Source organism: Cupriavidus sp. 8B (genome assembly GCF_054589115.1).
Genome location: NZ_BAAILO010000656.1, coordinates 22997 through 41303 on the forward strand (window position 1 = coordinate 22997; position 18307 = coordinate 41303).

At 66.1% G+C, this 18307-nt stretch carries 15 protein-coding genes and 1 pseudogene; 8 read left to right on the forward strand and 8 right to left on the reverse strand.

Annotated features, from left to right (window positions below):
* Positions 1-49: 49 nt before the first annotated feature.
* Positions 50-967: a LysR family transcriptional regulator gene (locus ACYP5B_RS52590; protein ID WP_400095403.1), complete on the reverse strand. Its 918-nt coding sequence runs from the start codon at positions 965-967 to the stop codon at positions 50-52.
* A gap of 156 nt (positions 968-1123) precedes the next feature.
* Here ACYP5B_RS52590 and ACYP5B_RS52595 point away from each other — a divergent pair, with 156 nt between their 5' ends.
* The 7 genes from ACYP5B_RS52595 (at position 1124) to ACYP5B_RS52625 (ending at position 8840) form a co-directional block, all read left to right on the forward strand.
* Positions 1124-2329, forward strand: a complete 1206-nt coding sequence (locus tag ACYP5B_RS52595) for a pyridoxal phosphate-dependent aminotransferase (protein ID WP_400095404.1) — start codon at positions 1124-1126, stop codon at positions 2327-2329.
* 42 nt (positions 2330-2371) lie between these two features.
* Entirely contained in the window at positions 2372-3346 is a 975-nt protein-coding gene (locus tag ACYP5B_RS52600) for a Bug family tripartite tricarboxylate transporter substrate binding protein (protein WP_318234550.1), read from the forward strand.
* Positions 3347-3358: 12 nt separating this feature from the next.
* Positions 3359-4057, forward strand: coding sequence for an RraA family protein (locus ACYP5B_RS52605; protein ID WP_459575428.1), 699 nt, complete (start codon positions 3359-3361; stop codon positions 4055-4057).
* 244 nt (positions 4058-4301) lie between these two features.
* A complete protein-coding gene (hpnI, locus tag ACYP5B_RS52610; RefSeq protein WP_459575429.1) occupies positions 4302-5519 on the forward strand; it encodes a bacteriohopanetetrol glucosamine biosynthesis glycosyltransferase HpnI in 1218 nt (405 codons plus the stop codon).
* Between the two features lie 41 nt (positions 5520-5560).
* Positions 5561-6982: a hopanoid biosynthesis associated radical SAM protein HpnJ gene (gene hpnJ, locus ACYP5B_RS52615; protein ID WP_400095409.1), complete on the forward strand. Its 1422-nt coding sequence runs from the start codon at positions 5561-5563 to the stop codon at positions 6980-6982.
* 17 nt (positions 6983-6999) lie between these two features.
* Entirely contained in the window at positions 7000-7854 is an 855-nt protein-coding gene (gene hpnK, locus ACYP5B_RS52620) for a hopanoid biosynthesis-associated protein HpnK (protein ID WP_459575432.1), read from the forward strand.
* Positions 7851-8840 (forward strand): lysylphosphatidylglycerol synthase domain-containing protein, encoded by a 990-nt coding sequence (locus ACYP5B_RS52625; protein WP_400095410.1) that lies wholly within the window; start codon positions 7851-7853, stop codon positions 8838-8840. The genes hpnK and ACYP5B_RS52625 overlap by 4 nt, the downstream gene beginning before the upstream one ends.
* A 142-nt stretch (positions 8841-8982) precedes the next feature.
* On the opposite strand, the pseudogene ACYP5B_RS52630 reads toward ACYP5B_RS52625, so the two are convergent.
* From ACYP5B_RS52630 to ACYP5B_RS52660, 7 genes and pseudogenes are all read right to left on the reverse strand, one after another.
* Positions 8983-9105, reverse strand: a pseudogene (locus ACYP5B_RS52630) (SDR family oxidoreductase); the annotation flags it as partial.
* 37 nt (positions 9106-9142) lie between these two features.
* The gene (locus ACYP5B_RS52635) at positions 9143-11224 is read right to left on the reverse strand and encodes a 3-hydroxyacyl-CoA dehydrogenase NAD-binding domain-containing protein (RefSeq protein ID WP_459575434.1); all 2082 of its coding nucleotides are present in this window, start codon (positions 11222-11224) and stop codon (positions 9143-9145) included.
* A 65-nt stretch (positions 11225-11289) separates the two neighbouring features.
* A complete protein-coding gene (locus ACYP5B_RS52640) occupies positions 11290-12492 on the reverse strand; it encodes an acetyl-CoA C-acyltransferase (RefSeq protein WP_400095413.1) in 1203 nt (400 codons plus the stop codon).
* Between the two features lie 32 nt (positions 12493-12524).
* The gene (locus tag ACYP5B_RS52645; protein ID WP_459575436.1) at positions 12525-14282 is read right to left on the reverse strand and encodes a long-chain-fatty-acid--CoA ligase; all 1758 of its coding nucleotides are present in this window, start codon (positions 14280-14282) and stop codon (positions 12525-12527) included.
* Positions 14283-14337: 55 nt separating this feature from the next.
* The gene (locus ACYP5B_RS52650; protein ID WP_459575437.1) at positions 14338-15675 is read right to left on the reverse strand and encodes an MFS transporter; all 1338 of its coding nucleotides are present in this window, start codon (positions 15673-15675) and stop codon (positions 14338-14340) included.
* Positions 15672-16346, reverse strand: a complete 675-nt coding sequence (locus ACYP5B_RS52655) for an alpha/beta fold hydrolase (protein ID WP_318234562.1) — start codon at positions 16344-16346, stop codon at positions 15672-15674. The genes ACYP5B_RS52650 and ACYP5B_RS52655 overlap by 4 nt, the downstream gene beginning before the upstream one ends.
* Positions 16343-17278 (reverse strand): alpha/beta fold hydrolase, encoded by a 936-nt coding sequence (locus ACYP5B_RS52660; protein ID WP_459575439.1) that lies wholly within the window; start codon positions 17276-17278, stop codon positions 16343-16345. The genes ACYP5B_RS52655 and ACYP5B_RS52660 overlap by 4 nt, the downstream gene beginning before the upstream one ends.
* Before the next feature lie 238 nt (positions 17279-17516).
* Between ACYP5B_RS52660 and ACYP5B_RS52665 the strand changes: the two genes are divergently transcribed.
* Positions 17517-18307, forward strand: a 791-nt coding sequence (locus tag ACYP5B_RS52665; RefSeq protein WP_459575441.1) for an acyl-CoA dehydrogenase family protein, incomplete at its 3' end; no start/stop codon positions are given.

Below are 18307 nucleotides of genomic sequence, written 5' to 3' on the forward strand. Positions count from 1 at the left end.
CCGCTCCCCGACAGGATGCGCACTGCGATTCAATGTGCGCGCGATGCGCTCACCGCGCAACCGCAAGATCATGCGGGCCACGCGAGAAATCGCACACCAGCCTGCTGACCTCGGCTATGACATCCAGTGCCGCGCTGAAGGCATCGTCCCGGTACACGGCGGAATAAACCAGCGGCGGCGGCATGGGGTCGCTTTTCACCACGCGCAAGAGCCCTTGCTCGATATCGGCGGCAAAGTAGTCCAGCGCAAGCTGGCTGATGCCGAGTCCTTCGATGGTCAGCGCTCTTAATACGGTCAGGCTGTTGGTCGCAAATACCTTCTTGAACTTGAATCCATGCTCGCGGCGCCAGGCGCCGTAAAAGGTGTTCTTCGCGGACCCGATGGATTGCTCCAGCACTGGATACTGGGCAAATTCTTCCGGCTGCAGCGGCCTGTCGGGTAGCGCGAGGGTAGGGCTTGCCATCCACAGGTCTTCCACGCGGCCCACCTCCACCGTCTTGTAGGCTTCGCCCCAGAACGTGCCCGGCAGGATCGCCAGGTCGATCTTGTTTGCCTCCAGGCTCTCGAACAGGTTCATGCCCGCATCGACCACGGGCTCCAATTGAAGCTCCGGATGCCGGTTCTTCAGTTCCTTGAGCAGCTTGGTCAGCCAGGTCAGTGCGATGAGCTCGGTGACACCGATCCGGTAGGTCCCGGTGAGCTTGTCGACCTGTCCCACCTCCGCATCGATCCGCTCGCGCAGCCGCATGGCTTCTTCGGCGAGGATCAGGAGCCGGCTTCCGGCATGCGTGGGCACGAGGCCCTTTGGCGTGCGATGGACGAGTTGCACGCCCAGGACCGCCTCCAGCTCGCCAACACGCTTGGACATGGCCGATTGCGTTGCGTGGAGCTTGGTGGCCGCTGAGCTGAAGGACGCATGCGTCACACAGAAGTAGAAGGCCTCGAGTTGCTTGAACGTGACAGACATTTGAATTCCGATGGTTCTGCGCGGCGACATATTCTCGCACCAACGATGCCATCCTCACGAAAAAATGGAATACTTGCGCAATCCGATTTCTCGTTTTGCCGGAGCGCCGGGGTGGCGGATACTTTTCTCCCAAGATCCTTTCCATGGCGACGCTTCATGCTCCAGCTCACCGACAGACTTAACCGAATCAAGCCATCTCCCAGCTCCATGGCGGGACAACGCGTGCGCGAGCTGCGCGCGGCGGGACGCGACGTGATCGGCCTCACTGCCGGCGAGCCGGACTTCGAGACGCCGGCTCACATCCGGGAGGCAGCCTGGGCCGCGATGAACGCCGGCAAGACGCGCTACACCGATGTGGGCGGCACCGCCGAGCTGCGCCACGCCGTCGCGCAAAAATTCAAGCGGGAGAACGGGCTCGACTATGCGGCCAGCGAGATCATCGTCAGCACCGGCGCCAAGCAGGTCATCTTCAATGCGCTCATGTGCACGGTGCAGCAGGGCGACGAGGTCATCGTGCCCGCGCCATACTGGGTGTCGTACCCGGATATCACGTTGTTTGCCGGTGGCGTCCCGGTGTTCGTGGCGTGCCAGCCGGAGAACGGGTTCAAGCTCACGCCCGAGGATCTCGAGCGGGCCATCTCCGCGCGGACCCGCTGGCTGATCCTCAATTCGCCGAACAACCCCAGCGGTGCCGCCTATACCCGCGCGGAGCTGGTCGCCATTGCCGAGGTCCTGGAGCGTCACCCGCACGTCTGGGTGATGACGGATGACATCTACGAGCACCTCACCTACGACAACGCCACCTTTGTCACGCTGGTGCAAGCCGCTCCTTCATTGAAGGCGCGCACGCTGACCATCAACGGCGTCTCGAAGGCTTACGCGATGACGGGCTGGCGCATCGGCTACGCCGGCGCGCCGGCGCCGCTCATCAAGGCGATGGTGAAACTGCAATCGCAAAGCACCTCCGGCGCCAATTCGGTGGCGCAGGCCGCGGCGATCGCTGCGCTGGATGGCCCGCAGGATTTCATCGCGGCCAACAAGGCGGTCTTCCAGGCGCGCCGGGACAGGGTCGTTGCTGCGCTCGGGCAGGTCGACGGCATTCACTGCCAGGCGCCGGCCGGCGCATTCTATGTCTTTGCGTCGTGCGCATCGCTGATCGGCGCGCGCACGCCGCGCGGCACGGTGATCCGGTCCAGCGACGACTGGGTCAACTGGTTGCTGGACTCGCAGGACCTCGCGGTACTGCAGGGTTCCGCCTATGGCGTCGATACGCATTTCCGGCTTTCGTTTGCCGCCAGCATGGCGCAGCTGGACGAGGGCTGCCGCCGGATCGAGGCTGCAGCCGCAGCATTGATTCGCTAGGCATTGCACGACATTCCTTCCATCCATCCACCAGGGCGCACCATGAACTTTCTGCTGAAGTGTCTTCGCCTCGTCGCGGCGGGCTTGCCGCTGCTTGCCACGGCCGCCCATGGCGAGCCCGCGTATCCCTCGAGGCCGATCCGCATCCTTGTGGGCTTTTCTCCTGGTGGCTCGAACGATATCGTCGCCCGCCTGCTGGCGCCCAAGCTGTCCGAGGTCCTGGGCCAGCAGGTGCTTATCGACAACCGCCCGGGCGCCGGCGGGAACATCGCTGCCGATACCATGCTGAAAGCCCCCGCCGATGGCCACACCCTGATGATCTGCACCACGGGGATGCTGTCCATCCAGCCGTCCTTGCAGAAGGTCAGCTACGATCCGCAGACCGACATCATTCCCGTGTCCCTGATTGCCAACACGCCGTACATCGCGCTGGTCAACGCAGCGCTGCCCATCCACAACGTCAAGGAACTGATTGCCTACGCCAAGGCCAATCCGGGCAAGCTGAACTTCGCTTCGTCCGGCAATGGCACGGCGGGCCACCTCGCTGGCGAAATGCTCAAGTTGCGCGCCGGCATCAACATCGTCCATGTGCCTTACAAGGGCACGGGCCAGGCCATGACGGACCTGCTCGGCGGCCAGGTCTCCCTGATCTTCGACCAGCCCATCAGTTCCCTGCCTTACGCGAAATCCGGAAAGCTGCGCGTGCTTGGCGTGGCGTCGCTGCAGCGCCTGCAGTCGCTGCCCGACGTGCCGACATTCGCGGAGTCTGGCGTACCCGGGTTTGACCCCGTGGCGTGGACCGGGCTTTGCGCGGCCAAGGGTACCCCCGCCAGCGTGGTCGCGCGCTTGCAGCACGACGTGGCGCAGGTGCTGCGCCAGCCGGAGATCGCACAGCGCCTGAGCCAGGACGGCATGGAGGTGGTTGGCAGCACGTCGGATAAATTCCGCGAGTTCCTGGTCTCCGATAAGCGCAAATGGGTCAGCGTGATCAAAGAAGCCAACGTCACGCTGAATTGATAGGAACCCGACATGGACAACGAGAGCAACCTGCCGGATATGGTCCGGGACTTCGAACGCGTTCGCCCGGACCTGATCGCGCAAGCATCTCGGTTCGCCGCCTCGATCTTCGCGGATGTGGCGGGGCGCCGCGGCGGCATGCACGGGCGCATCGCACCGCTCGATCGCGCGAGCCGCTTCTGCGGGCCCGCGCTCACGGTCGAAGTCCGGCCGGGCGACAACCTGATGATCCACGCCGCCATGGCGCTCGCAAAGCCTGGCGATGTGATCGTGGTGGACGGGAAGGGCGATCAGTCGTGCGCGCTGATGGGCAGCATCATGACGAACCAGTGCAAGGCGCTTGGCGTGGCAGCGGTGGTGCTGGACGCGGCATCGCGCGACGCCGACGAGATTGTCGAGCTGGGTTTTCCCATGTATTGCGTGGGCACGAATCCAAACGGTCCCACCAAGCTCGTACCCGGCCGCGTGAACCATCCGATTCAATGCGGGGGCGTCACCGTCAGGCCAGGGGACCTCGTCATCGGTGACGCCGACGGCGTGGTGGTGGTCGAGCGCGACAAGGTGGCTGGGCTGATCGGTCTGGCAGCAGAGAAAGTGGAGGCGGAGCGTAAGCGGATCGACGGCATCCGGTCCGGCCAGGCGTTGCGCCCCGCCTGGCTTAACACGTCCTTGCAGGTGGCGGGCGTGCTCAAGGCGGGCGAGGCGCTCTGATCGTAGTGGTCGGGCAGGGCCCGGTCCCCGGCCCTGACGCTTCCGATATAGATAAAATCAACAAGAATTGTTGTCAATATCTTTTTTGTTCAATTTGAGTACCCCACGTTGTCCCCACGCCATTGGCCATCTCCCTAGTAGACGAAATTACTTCCCTGCGTCATATTTCCTCTTAATACTTCCTTAAGTATTCACGCTATACCGTACGGCTTTAGTCAACACCCTAAAACGAGGGCTGGCCGAAATGACGTTGGACGCGCTCGCTGGTCCTGCAGTGGCATGGCTCTCGGCAGCATATGCCGTGGTGGCGGCATGGGTCAGCCGAAGGTCCTCGCCCGGCCCTATGGCCGCCGGGGTAGTCCCGGATAGTGCGAGCGTTCGCCCGGTGACCGTGCTCAAGCCGCTTTGCGGCGCCGAGCCCCGTCTCTACGAAAACCTTGCCACTTTGTGCCGACAACAGCACCCCGCCTACCAGATCGTGTTTGGTGTGCGTGCTGCCGACGATCCGGCCATCGGCGTGGTGGAGCGCTTGCGCGCCGATTTTCCCGCCTGCCAGATCGACCTGGTCATCGATCCACGGGTGCATGGCAGCAATCTCAAGGCCAGCAACCTGATCAATCTGTGCGCCAGCGCGCGTCACGCATGGCTGGTGGTCGCCGATAGCGACATTGCCGTGGCGCCGGACTATCTTGCCCGCGTCACCGCCCCCCTGGCCGATGCCCGGGTCGGTGTGGTGACTTGCCTGTATCGCGGCCAGCCGATCGGCGGCTTCTGGTCGCGCCTGGGGGTCGGCTTCATCGATCAGTGGTTTGCGCCATCGGTGCGAGTCGCCCACGCGGGCGGCTCCCGCAGTTTTTCCTTTGGCGCCACCATTGCCCTGCGGCGTGACGCGCTGGCCGCAATTGGCGGGTTCGAAGCGCTCTCTAACCGGCTGGCCGACGATTTCTGGCTGGGCGAGCTGGTTCGGCGCCAGGGGCTGGATACGGTGCTGTCGGATGAGATGGTCAGCACCGATGTGACGGAATCCAGTCTTGCCGAGCTGTGGGCGCATGAATTGCGGTGGATGCGCACCATCCGCTCGCTGAACCCGGCTGGCTTCGCCTTCACCTTCATCACGTTCACCTGGCCAATGCTGGCGCTGGCCGCCTGGCTCTCGCCGCAGCCGCTTGTGCTGGCCGCGGTGCTGGTGGGCGGGTTGGCGCGCAGCATCCTGGCTGGCGGCCTCGGCGCCGCGCTGATGGCGCCGCTGCGCGATACGCTGCTGATTGTGGAGTGGGCCGTCGCCCTGGCCGGTTCGCAGGTGCGCTGGCGCGATCGGATATTGCCGGTGCGCGACCCTCCCACCCCCGACGCGCCGCCGCAGCCGCGCGCGGGCATGGAACCTTACCAGGGTGCTGGCGCCACGCTTCGCCCCCTTCCCTTGATGACGGAGGGGACGGACAATGGCGTGCCGGAACGCTAGTCTTCCCTTTCGACAAACGGCTTGAATCCCCCGAGGCTGCTATGAAAACCTTGTTCCTCCAGGTGCCTTCCTTCGATGGCTTTGACGGCGGCGCTGGCTCGCGCTACCAGGCCAAGCGCGAGATCAAATCGTTCTGGTACCCGACGTGGCTGGCGCAGCCCGCCGCCTTGGTGCCGGGCAGCCGCGTGCTCGACGCGCCTGCCGACGGCCTGGGCGTGCAGGAAACGCTGGATATCGCCGCCGGCTATGAACTCGTCATCATCCACACCAGCACGCCGTCCTTTCCCACCGACGCCAAGTTCGCGGAGGAGCTCAAGGCTCGCCACCCTGGCGTGATGATCGGCATGGTAGGCGCCAAGCCCGCGGTCGATCCCAGCGGCACGCTCGGCGCCAGCCCCGCCATCGATTTCGTGTGCCGCGAGGAGTTCGACTACACCTGCCAGGAGGTGGCTGCCGGCAAGCCGCTCAAGGATGTGCTTGGCCTGAGCTACAAGCTGCCGGACGGCTCGCAGGAGCACAATGGCCCGCGCCCGATGATCGAGAACATGGACGAGCTGCCCTTCGTGGCGCCGGTCTACCAGCGCGACCTGAAGATCGACAACTACTTCATCGGCTACCTGAAGCACCCCTACGTCTCGATCTATACCGGGCGCGGCTGCCGCTCCAAGTGCACCTTCTGCCTGTGGCCGCAGACCGTGGGCGGGCACCGCTATCGCACGCGATCCCCGGAGAATGTGATCGCCGAGGTCAAATGGATCAAGGAGAACATGCCCGAGGTCAAGGAGATCATGTTCGACGACGACACCTTCACGGATTTCAAGCCGCGCGTGGAAGAGATCGCGCGCGAGCTGGGCAAGCTGGGTGTGACGTGGTCCTGCAATGCCAAGGCCAACGTGCCCTACAGCACGCTCAAGATCATGAAGGAAAATGGCCTGCGCCTGCTGCTGGTGGGCTACGAGTCTGGCGACGACCAGATCCTGCTCAATATCAAGAAGGGCCTGCGCACGGATATCGCGCGCCGCTTCACCGAGGACTGCCGCAAGCTCGGCATCATCATCCACGGCACCTTCATCCTCGGCCTGCCGGGCGAGACGCGCGAGACCATCGCGAAAACCATCCAGTACGCCAAGGACCTCAACCCGCACACCATCCAGGTCTCGCTGGCCGCGCCGTATCCCGGCACCACGCTGTACCGGCAGGCGGTGGACAACGGCTGGCTGGAAGACAACAAGGTGATCAACCTGGTCAACGACAAGGGCGTGCAGCTCGCCGCGATCAGCTACCCGCACCTGTCCAAGGAAGAGATCTACCACGGCGTGGAGACCTTCTATAAGCGCTTCTATTTCCGTCCGGGCAAGATCTGGGAGATCGTGCGCGAGATGCTGGGCAGCTGGGACATGATGAAGCGCCGCCTGCGCGAAGGGGTGGAGTTCTTCCGCTTCCTGCGCTCGCATGAGGCCTGACCCTGGCGCGCGATCCTGTGGCGTCTGACCCTGCGGCGCGGCGTGCCCTGATCATCACCGCCGACGATTTCGGCCTGCATGGCGGCGTCAACGAAGCGGTGGAGCTGGCGCACCGCGACGGCGTGCTGAACGCCGCCAGCCTGATGGTGGGCGCGAGCGCGGCCGCCGACGCGGTGGCGCGCGCCAGGCGCCTGCCGCGCTTGCGCGTGGGCTTGCATGTGGTGCTGGCCGATGGCCCGGCCGTGCTGGCTCCGGCTGCCATCCCGGCGCTGGTGGATGCGCACGGCCGCTTCGGCTCGGCCATGGCGCGCGACGGCTTGCGCTTTTTCTTCCTGCCGCATGTGCGGCGCCAGCTGGCCGCGGAGATCCGCGCCCAGTTCGAGGCGTTCGCGGCCACCGGGCTGACGCTGGACCACGTGAACACGCACAAGCATTTCCACCTGCATCCCACCGTGCTGTCCCTGATCTTGCAGATCGGCCGCGAGTTCGGCCTGCACGCCATGCGCCTGCCCAGCGAGCCTGCGGCTCCGCTGCTGCTGCGGCCCTGGCTGGCCTTGCTGCGCAGGCGGCTGGACCTGGCCGGCATCGCCCACAACGACTACGTGCTTGGCATCGCCAATAGCGGCGGCATGGACGAAGCCGCCTTGCTGGCCGCGCTGGCTCAGCTGCCGGCGGGCGTGGGCGAGATCTACCTGCATCCCAGCGTGGTCTCCGGTGCCGAGGTGGCGCCCAGCATGCGTGGCTATCGCCATGCCGACGAGCTGGCCGCGCTGCTGTCGCCCCGCGTGCGCGAGGCGCTCGAGCGCGCCGGCGTGCGCCGCGGCGGCTTCACAGACATCTTTGGCGCGCCCGGCGCCCTGGCTCCCGCATGAAGCGCCTGATCTACCTGGCCGGCCTGCTCGGCATACTCGCCCTGACCGCGCTCGTGCTGCACCAAGGCGCGGCCGACATTGGCCGCATGGTTGGCCAGGCGGGCTGGGCCCTGCTGTTGCTCGTACCCTTTCACGGCCTGCCGCTGCTGCTGGACGCGCAAGGCTGGCGGGTCTTGCTGACCTCGGCCGATCCCGATGAGTCCGCCAGCCTTGCCTTCCTGTGGTGGGTGGCCACCGTGCGCGAGGCGGTCAACCGCCTGTTGCCTACGGTTGGCGTGGGTGGCGAGCTGGTTGGCATCCGCCTGAGCCGCCTGCGCATCGCGGATACCACCGCCGTGACCGCCAGCATCGTGGTGGAAGTCATGGTGACGCTGTTCGCGCAGTACCTGTTCTCCGCGCTCGGCGTGGTGCTGTTGCTGCTGGCACTTGGTAGTGGCGGCGGCCAGGCCTGGGCGGTGCTGGCCGGCTTGCTGCTGTCCTTGCCGGTGCCCGTGATGTTTGCGCTCTCGCTGCGCCACAGCGCGCTGTTCGAGCGGCTCGAAGGCGCCGCGCGGCGCTTGTTCGGGACAGACCACCGCTTGGTCGCCATGATCGATGGCGCGCGGCTGGACGCGCAGATCCGAGCCCTGAATGCGCGCCGCAGCGAACTGCTCGCCGCGCTGTGCTGGCAGTTCGCCGGCCTGGCTGTGGGCGCGGCGGAGGTCTGGTTCGCGCTATGGCTGCTGGGCCATCCCGTTCCGTTCTGGCAGGCGCTGGCCATCGAGTCGCTGACCCAGGCAGTGCGTCACGTGGCCTTCTTCGTGCCGGCCGGCCTTGGGGTGCAAGAGGCGGTAGTGATGCTGCTTGGCCACCTGCTAGGCGTCGATCCTCAGGTGGCGTTGTCGCTGGCGCTGGTCAAGCGCGCGCGCGAGGTGCTGTTCGGCATTCCGGCACTGTTGTCCTGGCAGTGGCTGGAGCTGCGGCGCTGGCGGCGCGCAGCCGCGTAGCCGCGTAGCCGCCTGGTAGTGTAGTCGCGCAGTCGTGGCACGGTAGCAGAGCGCGCCGGTGGCATGCCTCCCATCAGGCCGCAGGCTCCGCGCTGGTTGCCCGCGACCGCCTGGCAAGCCAGCTGACGACCGGGCAAGGGGCTTAGCCCTTCACCAGGCCGCCATCCGCAATCAGGTTCTGGCCAGTGACGGCCCGCGCCCACTGCGACAGGAAGAACACCACGGCATCGGCGAATTCCTGCGACGCGGTCACGCTGCGTAGCGGCCAGGGGGGGCACACCTACAGGTAGTGCCCCAACGGCTTACTTCAGGTCGCCAAACTTCTTGCCCTGCGCAACCAGGTCCTCCAGCAGCTTGGCCGGCTTGAAGTCCGCGCCGAGCGTAGCCTCGAAGTTCTTCATGGCTGCCAGCACCTTGTCCAGCCCGATCGTGTCCGCGTAGCACATCGGGCCGCCCCGGTACACCGGCCAGCCGTAGCCGTTCACCCAGACCACATCGATGTCGGAAGCGCGGATCGCCTTGCCTTCTTCCAGGATCTTCGCGCCTTCGTTGATCATCGGGTAGACGCAGCGCTCCAGGATCTCTTGCTCGGAGACCACGCGGCTGGTCTTGCCCTGCCTGGCGGCAAAGTCGCGGATGATCTGCTCGACCACGGGCGAGGGGATGGCGTTGCGCTTCTCGTCGTAGTCGTAGTAGCCCGCGCCGGTCTTCTGGCCGCGCCGGTCCATCTCGCACAGGATCTCGCGCAGCGTGGAGCTGCTGGACTTCTCGCGGATCCAGCCCAGGTCCAGGCCGGCCAGGTCGCTCATGGCGAACGGGCCCATCGGGAAGCCGAAGTTGTACAGCACGCGGTCGACGTCCCACGGCAGCGCGCCTTCGAGCACGAGCTTCTGCGCTTCGCGCTGGCGTTGGGCGAGCATGCGGTTGCCGACAAAGCCCGGGCACACGCCCACCAGCGCGGCGATCTTGCCGATCTTGCGGGCGAGCTCCATCGAGGTGCGGATGACGGGCTTGGCGGTCTTGTCGCCGCGCACCACTTCCAGCAACTTCATGACGTTGGCCGGCGAGAAGAAATGCAGGCCGATCACGGATTCCGGGCGCGACGTGGCGCAGGCGATCTCGTTGACGTCGAGCGCGGAGGTGTTGGTGGCCAGGATGGCGCCCTGCTTCACGATCTTGTCGAGCTTGCCGAAGATGTCCTTCTTCACGTCCATGTTTTCATAGACGGCTTCGATCACCAGGTCGGCGTCGGCCAGCTGGCCGAGCTCCAGCGTCGGGGTCAGCAGCGCCATGCGCTTGTCGACATCGGCGGCGGTGATGCGGCCCTTCTTGGCGGTGTTGTCGTAGTTGGCGCGGATGGTGCGCACGCCGCGGTCCAGTGCTTCCTGCGCGGTTTCCACGATGACAACGGGAATGCCGGCATTGAGCATGTTCATGGCGATGCCACCGCCCATGGTGCCAGCGCCGATGATGCCCACCTTCTTCACGTCGATGGTCGGCGTGTCGGCCGGCACGTCGGGCAGGTTCCAGACCTGGCGCGAGGCGAAGAAGTAATAGCGCTGCGCGGCGGATTGCGTGCCGTTCATCAACTCCATGAAGAGCTTGCGCTCTACCTTCATGCCTTCGTCGAACGGCAGGTTGACTGCGGCCTCGATGCAGCGGATGTTGTATTCGGGCGCGTCGAAGCCACGGAACTTGCGGGCGTTGGCGCGGCGGAACTCGGCGAACAGCTCCGGCTTGCCGCGCGCGGCTTCCACCTTTTCGTTGAGGTCGCGCACCTTGCGCAGCGGGCGCTGCTCGGCGTTGACCTGCTTGACGAAGGCAATGGCGTCGGCGCGCAGCGCGGCGTCATCGGTCACCAGGTCGAACAGCCCCATCTCCGCGGCGGCGGCCGCGCCGATGTGGGCGCCGGAGGTCACCATGTCGAGCGCCTTGGCGGGGCCGACGATGCGGGGCAGGCGTTGCGTGCCGCCGGCGCCGGGCAGCAGGCCGAGGTTGACTTCGGGCAGGCCGCATTTGGCCGACCGAGCCGCCACGCGATAGTGGCAGACCAGCGCGACTTCCAGCCCGCCGCCCAGCGCGGTGCCGTGGATGGCCGCGACCACGGGCTTGGGCGAGCCTTCGATCGCGGCTTGCACGTCGGCCAGCGACGGGCCAACCTGCGGCTTGCCGAACTCGGTGATGTCGGCGCCGGCGATAAAGGTCTTGCCCGCGCAGGTCAGGACGATGCCCTTGACGTTGCTGTCGGCGATGGCTAGCTTGACGCCATCGAGAATGCCGGCGCGGACGGCGGCGGACAAGGCGTTGACCGGCGGCGAGTTGAGCGTAAGGATGGCGATGTCGCCTTCAATGGCGAGATCTGCGACTGCGTTGATGGCGGTCATGCGTGTGGACTCCAGAGTGTCGGTGTGTGAGTGTAGGCGGCTTGAAGCGAGCGCAATCGCCAGCCTCAGAAAATCTCGAACAGCCCGGCCGCGCCCATGCCGCCGCCGATGCACATCGTCACCACGCCGAACCTGGCGCCACGGCGCTTGCCTTCCAGCAGCAGGTGACCGCTCATGCGCGCGCCGGACATGCCGTAGGGATGGCCAATGGAGATCGCGCCACCGGAGACGTTCAGGCGCTCGTTCGGAATGCCCAGCGTGTCGCGGATATGCAGGACCTGGCTGGCGAACGCCTCGTTCAGCTCCCAGATGCCGATGTCGTTCATCGACAAGCCGTGCTGCTTGAGCAGCTTGGGAATGGCGAACACAGGGCCAATGCCCATCTCGTCCGGATCGCAGCCCGCGACGGCCATGCCGCGATATGCGCCCAGCGGCTGCAGGCCGCGGCGTTCCGCTTCCTTGGCTTCCATCAGCACCATGGCGGACGCGCCGTCGGACAACTGCGAGGCATTGCCGGCGGTGATGAAGCTGCCCTGCGCCACGCGCTGCCCGTTCTTGAACACCGGCTTGAGCGCCTGCAGGTCGGCCAGCGTGGTGCCGGGGCGGTTGCCTTCGTCCTTGGCCAGCGTGACCTGCTTCTCGCTCACGGCGCCGCTGACCTTGTCGGTGACCAGCATGGTGGTGGTGATCGGCACGATCTCCGCGTCGAAGCGGCCGGCTTCCTGCGCGGCGGCGGTGCGCTGCTGCGACTGCAGCGAGTACGCATCCTGGGCCTCGCGGCTCACGCCATAGCGCTGCGCCACGATCTCGGCGGTCTCCAGCATCGTCATGTAGATCTGCGGCAGGGTCTGCACCAACTGCGGATCCTGCGCGCGATAGCGGTTGATCTTGTCGTTCTGGACCAGCGAGATCGACTCCAGCCCGCCGCCCACGGTAACCTGCATGCCGTCGACGATGATCTGCTTGGCGGCCGTGGCAATCGCCATCAGCCCGGAGGCGCACTGGCGGTCCATCGACATCCCCGACACCGTGACGGGCAGCCCCGCGCGCAGCAGCGCCTGGCGCGCGACGTTGCCGCCGCTCGAGCCTTGCTGCACCGCGCAGCCCAGGATCACGTCGGCGATCTCCGCCGGATCGATGCCGGCGCGCTGCACGGCGTGCGCGATGGCGTGGGCGCCGAGTTCCTGCGCCTGCGTGTTGTTGAACGCGCCGCGATGGGCCTTGCCGATCGGCGTACGTGCGGTGGAAACGATGACGGCTTCACGCATTGGAATGCTCCTGCTGTGTTGGGATGGAATGCTTAACCATGGCGGTGCGAAACGTCCTTGGCGATGGCGAGGAATCGTTCCAGGTCATCGCGGATCTGCTTTTTGTTGTACTTGCCTACGCTGGTCTTGGGGATGTCCCGCGTGATGGCGACGAGCTTGGGCAGCATCCACTTGGTGATCTTGCCGGTATCGACGCCGTGTACCTTCAGGAAATCGATGACGCTGTCCTCGCTGGCCTCGAAGCCGGTGCGCACGCTGACCAGCGCCAGGGGCTTCTCGCCCCACACCGGGTCGGGCACGCCGACCACCGTCGCCTCGTGCACGAAATCCGCCATCGCGATCAGGTTCTCCAGCAGCACCGTGGGCACCATCTCCGCGCCGCTGCGGATCACGTCCTTCATGCGGTCGGCGATGGTGATATAGCCCTCGGCATCCACCTTGGCGATGTCGCCGGTATGCAGCCAGCCGTCCTGCCAGAGCTCCGCGCTTTTCTCGGGGTTGCGGTAGTACTGCTCGGTCGTCCAGGGCGCGCGCACCACGATCTCGCCAACCGTGTGGTCGTCCTGGGGCACCGGTTTGCCTGCGTTGTCCACGACCTCCACCTCCACGCCAAGGATCGGCAGCCCGGATTTGACCAGCACCGCATCGGTCTCGTCCCGGTCCAGGTGGACCATGGTCTTCTTGATGAACGAGCCGACGATGGTGGGCGCGGTCTCCGTCATGCCGTAGCCCGAGCTCATGCGGAAGGTGGGGATCAGGGCTTCCAGCTTGCGCTTGAGCCCGAGCGGCAGCGCGCCGCCGCCAACGCTAACGCGCACCAGGCTGCTGAGATCGTATTGCTTCAGGTCCGGGTATTCGAGCAGCATGGCAGCGATGGTCGCCACGATCCCTACCGAGGTCACCTTCTCGCGCTCCACCAGTTCGCAGAATCCCTGCACGGTAAAGGTGCCGTGCAGCACGATCTTCTGCGCGCTGTAGACGGCGACGAAGGGCTGGCCCCAGCCGTGGATGTGGAACATGGGGGTGTTCAGCAACGGCACCGCGCCTTCGCCCAGGCGCGCGCCGAGGCCGTCGGCGATATCATGGTCCGGCGTGTTGCCGATGGCGAGCTGCGCCATCATGTGGATCGTCAGCAGGTAGAGCTGGCGATGCGTGAAGGTGGCGCCTTTTGGCTGGCCCGTGGTGCCGGTGGTGTAGCACAGCGTGGCGTTGACGTCCTCGTGCAGCACGGGCCAGTCGATGGTGTCGGCCTGGCGGGCGATCAGCGTTTCGTACTCGACGATGTTGGGGATGCGGGTCGGCGGCAGGCCCGGCTTGTCCGACATATAGACCACCAGCTCGACCACATCCTTGATCTGGTCGTAGATGCCTTCGAGCAGCGGCATCAGCGTGTCGTCGACAAAGAGGATCTTGTCCTGCGCGTGCCGGATGGTGTAGACGATGTGCTGCGGAGAAAGCCGGACATTGATCGGGTGCAGCGTGGCGCCGATGCCTGTCACGCCGTAGTACAGCTCAAGGTGGCGGTGGGTGTTGAGCGCCATCGTGGCGATGCGCTCGCCAGGCTCCCCGGGCATGCCGGCGAGTACCTTGAGCTCGCCGCGCAGGCCGTTGGCCAGCTGCGCCACGCGCCGATACCACTGCATCCAGGTAAAGCGGAAATACGCCCCGGTGACGTGGTTGCGGTAGACGACACCGATCTCGTTGGGGTACATGCGCACCGGCCGCTTCATGATCGTGGTGAGCACAAGCGGGTAGTGCGTGCTGAATTCCGGGTAGGTCCTGGTTGTCATCCTGTCTCCTGATTATTCTCTTGAGCCTGGTGAGCCTGTACGCTTTAGGTTGGCGCTACTCGTTGCCCTCCCGCTGCGGCCGCGGGCGGCGGCGTGGCTCTTCCACCCGCAGGGCGAGCACAAAGGCGATGCTCATCACCACGATGGCCGCGACGAACACCAGCGAGAAACGCACCCCCTGGGCCAGCATGCCGCCGAGGATGGGCCCGCACGCCATCATCGCGTAGGTGGCTGTATCGCACACGGCCAGCAGCATGGGACGGTCGCGCCGGTTGCCGAACTCCAGCGCAAAGTTGTCCGCGGACAGGAAGTAGCCGCCAAAGCTGGCGCCCAGCCCGCAGAACACCAGCAGGAACGCGCCCAGGCCATTGCAAAGCAGCAGCGCGGCGGTGGACAGCACCCACAGCCCGATGCTGCACAGGAACACCAGCCGATATCCGTGGCGGTCGGCCAGGCGGCCCCAGATCAGGTTGCTGGTGGTCTGCGCCAGCAGGTAGGCAATGCTCAGGTAGCCAAGTGTGGCGCCAGAGAGCGGCAGATGGCTGCCAACGTAGATGGCGTAGAACGGCACCGCCATCATGCTGAACGCCACCAGCGCGCGGGCAACGAAGAAGCGCACGTAGTGCTTGTCCGCGCGCAGCAGCGCCGGGACTTCGCGCAGGCGCTTGCGAAAGCCCGATTGCACGCGCACATCGTGCAGCACCGGCTCGCGCATGCGGGTCAGCGCGGAGATGCCCAGGCTGGTGAGCACGAAGGCGGCGAGGAAGGTGGTGGCGTAGCCATTGCCGAACACATTGCCGCCCACCAGGAAGCGGCCGCCGAGATAGGCCACGGCGGCGGCGATCAGCCCGCCGAGGAAATTGCGCAACGCGCTCAGCGCGCCCCGTCGCCCCAGCGGAATGATCTTGGACGTGAGGTAGTTGAAGGTCACGTTCTGCACGCCGTTGAACAGGCCGAACAGCAGCAGGAACACGGCGGCGGCGGCCAGTGCGCCGTCGCCAGAAAGCAGGAAGGCGGACAAGCCCAGGCCGAGGATCTGCAGGCGCACCAGCCAGCCCACCAGGTAGATCAGCGGCATCACGCGCTGGCGATGCTCGATCTGCGTCGCGCCCCAGATGGAGGACATCGCCATGCCGGCGTACTGCGCGGACAGCACGCATCCCACCACCAGCTTGGAGCCGGACAGCAGGTAGATATAGGCCGGCACGAAGGTGGGGGCGGTCACCAGCCGGAAGCCGGTCATGCCCAGCATGCCGTGGATCAGGTAGGCCCGCGCGTTGCGCGGCAGGTGCTGCTTTACGTGGGCGTGGAAGTTGTGCTCCGCCAGCGCGTGCGCATCGCCATGTCCGGCATTTGTGCCGAGGGTGGCGTTCGCGGCGAGTTCCGCCTTCATGCCGGCGAGCCCCCGCGCACGGTCGCCTGGGATGCGTAGTGTTGCAGCGCCTGGCCCAGTTCCACCTTCTCCAGCGAAAGCAGTTCCGTCACCGCCTTCAGCCAATCCGGGCGCTCACGGGTGCAGATCGAGATCGGCTGCGGCGTGTCGGCATGCTGCGCGGCCAGCATCGCGTAGTTGGCCGCGTAGCTTGGCGGGCGTACGTCGGTCGCCAGGTCGGCAATGGCGTAAGGGTCGGGCGGCCCGGTGCGCGTGGTGTCGACCACCGGGATATACGGATTGCGCGCGGCGGTGCCGCCACCGGCCAGGCCGGGGCCGTCGCGCAGGATGGCGCCGCGCACCTGTTCCGGGCGCGCGCCGGCCAGCAGCAAGGCGATATAGCCGCCCAGCCCGCGCCCCGCCACGGTCGACGGGCCCAGGTGCGCCAGCGCGATATCCGCGTCCGCCATCAGGAACTCGCAGCTGTAGCCGCCGCCGCGAGGCATGTCCGAGAGCCCGTGCCCGGTGAAATCCAGCGCGTGCACGGTGCCGGGCCAGCCGGCGTACTCCGCCGGCAGCGTGTCCGGCGAGCGCTCGCCAAGCCCGTGCAGCAACAGCAACGCGGGCCCGCTGCCAGGCTTGAGCGGATGCAGGGCAAGGCGCAGGCGATTGTGGCGCAGGTAGACGGTCATGAACGAAGGAAGGGCAGGATGAGCGCCGCGGTCTCGCGCGGGCGCTCGATATGGATGAAGTGCCCGGTGTCGGCCATTACCTGCACCTGGGTCGAGGGCGGGAAGTACGGCGCCAGGTCGGCCGCGGTGGCATCCCATCCCATGGGCTCGCGCTCGGTGCCGAAGATGGCCAGCATGGGAATGGGAAAGCCCGGCAGGCGGTCGGTCATCCAGCGCGCGCGCATGGGGCCAAAGCCGGAGGAGCCGATCACCGGGTCGAGCTTCCAGCGCCAGCCGTCCGCATCCTGGCGCGCGCCGAGCGCGGCCAGGTAGCACAGCCACGCATGGGCGAGCCTCGGGTTCATCCGGGCGCGCCGCTGGGCGAGATCTTCAAGGGTGCCGGGCTTGCGCGCGAGGCCCGGGCTTTGCCGGCGCGTATCGAGCCAGCGCGTGATGATGGGCGCGGTCATCGATTTCTTGTCGCGCACGGCGCTGTCCGCGTGCGGATTGCGAAAGGGCAGGCCATCGATGGCGACAAAGCGGGTGAACCGGTGCGGCAGCGCCTGGATGGCATGCACCAGCAACGAGCCGCCCTTGCTATGGCCGATTGCGATCAGCGGCGCGCGCGTGATCGAGTCGGCCACGGCCAGCAGGTCCCGTTCGTCCGCGACCCAGCTGTACAGGTCGGCATGCTCGGAGTCGCCGTGGCCGCGCTGGTCGTAAGACACCACACGGTAGCCGGCATCGGCCAGCAGCGGCGCGAAGACATCGAAGGTGCGCGCGAAATCCATGGCGCCATGCACCAGCAGGACCGGCGTGGCGTCGATCGGGCCCCACTCATGGACGGCGATGCGGATGCCGTCCGCGCTGACGGCGCGCGAGCGATCCGGCGCCCGGGCGCCGGGGAAGGCAGGGATGGCACAGCGCGGCGCGCTGGTGGCTTCAGCCTCCACATTGTCTCCTGGTTGCGCCACGCGGGCGCCGACCGGCTTGGTGTTCTTGCCGGTTTAGTGGTTACGGTATGTTTTCGAGAATCCTATCACATCGGCGGAAAATGCTGGCAGTGCGCGCTTCTTGAGCTGCTTGCGGTGTTCTGTTGCCGTTTTAGGAAATGGAGTATTGACGTTGCGGGGTCGGGCTTATATAACGAAACCAAATCAAAACAAGACAAGCCAAAAACAGGAGGCAAGCGTGGATGACCTGGAAACCTTCCGGCAGGAGGTACGTGCCTGGCTGGAAGCGCAATGCCCGCCCGAAATGCGGCAGCCCGTGCGCAACGAAGACGACATCTGCTGGGGTGGGCGCAAGTTCCGCTTCCAGTCCGAGGCGCAGCGCCTCTGGCTCACGCGCATGGGCGAGAAGGGCTGGACGGTGCCGGAGTGGCCGCGCGAGTATGGCGGCGGCGGTCTCTCCCGCGAGCAGGCCAAGGTGCTGCGCCAGGAAATGCAAGCGCTCGGCTGCCGGGTGCCGCTGCAAAGCTTCGGCATCTGGATGCTTGGCCCGGCTTTGCTCAAGTTTGGCTCGCAGGCGCAGAAGCGCGAGCATCTGCCCAAGATCGCCCGTGGCGAGATCCGCTGGTGCCAGGGGTACTCGGAGCCCAACGCGGGGTCGGACCTGGCCTCGCTGCAAACGCGCGCCGACGAGCGCGGCGATCACTTTGTCGTCAATGGGCAGAAGGTGTGGACCTCATACGCCGACAAGGCGGACTGGATCTTTTGCCTGGTGCGTACCGACTTTTCGGCGCAGAAGCACACCGGCATCAGCTTCCTGCTGTTCGACATGGAAACGCCGGGCGTGACGGCGCGGCCCATCGTGTTGATCTCCGGCAAGTCGCCGTTCTGCGAGACCTTCTTTGACGATGTGGTGGTGCCGCGCGCCAACCTGGTGGGCGAGCAAAACGGCGGCTGGGCCATCGCCAAGTACCTGCTGACCTTTGAGCGCGAGATGATCAGCGGCATCGGCGGGCGCGGCCAGCGCCCGCC

Excerpts from the sequence above, each read along its gene's own strand:
- ACYP5B_RS52590 (WP_400095403.1), bottom strand. The coding sequence starts at position 967 with ATGTCTGTCACGTTCAAGCAACTCGAGGCCTTCTACTTCTGTGTGACG.
- ACYP5B_RS52595 (WP_400095404.1), top strand. The coding sequence starts at position 1,124 with ATGCTCCAGCTCACCGACAGACTTAACCGAATCAAGCCATCTCCCAGC.
- ACYP5B_RS52600 (WP_318234550.1), top strand. The coding sequence starts at position 2,372 with ATGAACTTTCTGCTGAAGTGTCTTCGCCTCGTCGCGGCGGGCTTGCCG.
- ACYP5B_RS52605 (WP_459575428.1), top strand. The coding sequence starts at position 3,359 with ATGGACAACGAGAGCAACCTGCCGGATATGGTCCGGGACTTCGAACGC.
- hpnI (WP_459575429.1), top strand. The coding sequence starts at position 4,302 with ATGACGTTGGACGCGCTCGCTGGTCCTGCAGTGGCATGGCTCTCGGCA.
- hpnJ (WP_400095409.1), top strand. The coding sequence starts at position 5,561 with ATGAAAACCTTGTTCCTCCAGGTGCCTTCCTTCGATGGCTTTGACGGC.
- ACYP5B_RS52625 (WP_400095410.1), top strand. The coding sequence starts at position 7,851 with ATGAAGCGCCTGATCTACCTGGCCGGCCTGCTCGGCATACTCGCCCTG.
- ACYP5B_RS52635 (WP_459575434.1), bottom strand. The coding sequence starts at position 11,224 with ATGACCGCCATCAACGCAGTCGCAGATCTCGCCATTGAAGGCGACATC.
- ACYP5B_RS52640 (WP_400095413.1), bottom strand. The coding sequence starts at position 12,492 with ATGCGTGAAGCCGTCATCGTTTCCACCGCACGTACGCCGATCGGCAAG.
- ACYP5B_RS52645 (WP_459575436.1), bottom strand. The coding sequence starts at position 14,282 with ATGACAACCAGGACCTACCCGGAATTCAGCACGCACTACCCGCTTGTG.
- ACYP5B_RS52650 (WP_459575437.1), bottom strand. The coding sequence starts at position 15,675 with ATGAAGGCGGAACTCGCCGCGAACGCCACCCTCGGCACAAATGCCGGA.
- ACYP5B_RS52655 (WP_318234562.1), bottom strand. The coding sequence starts at position 16,346 with ATGACCGTCTACCTGCGCCACAATCGCCTGCGCCTTGCCCTGCATCCG.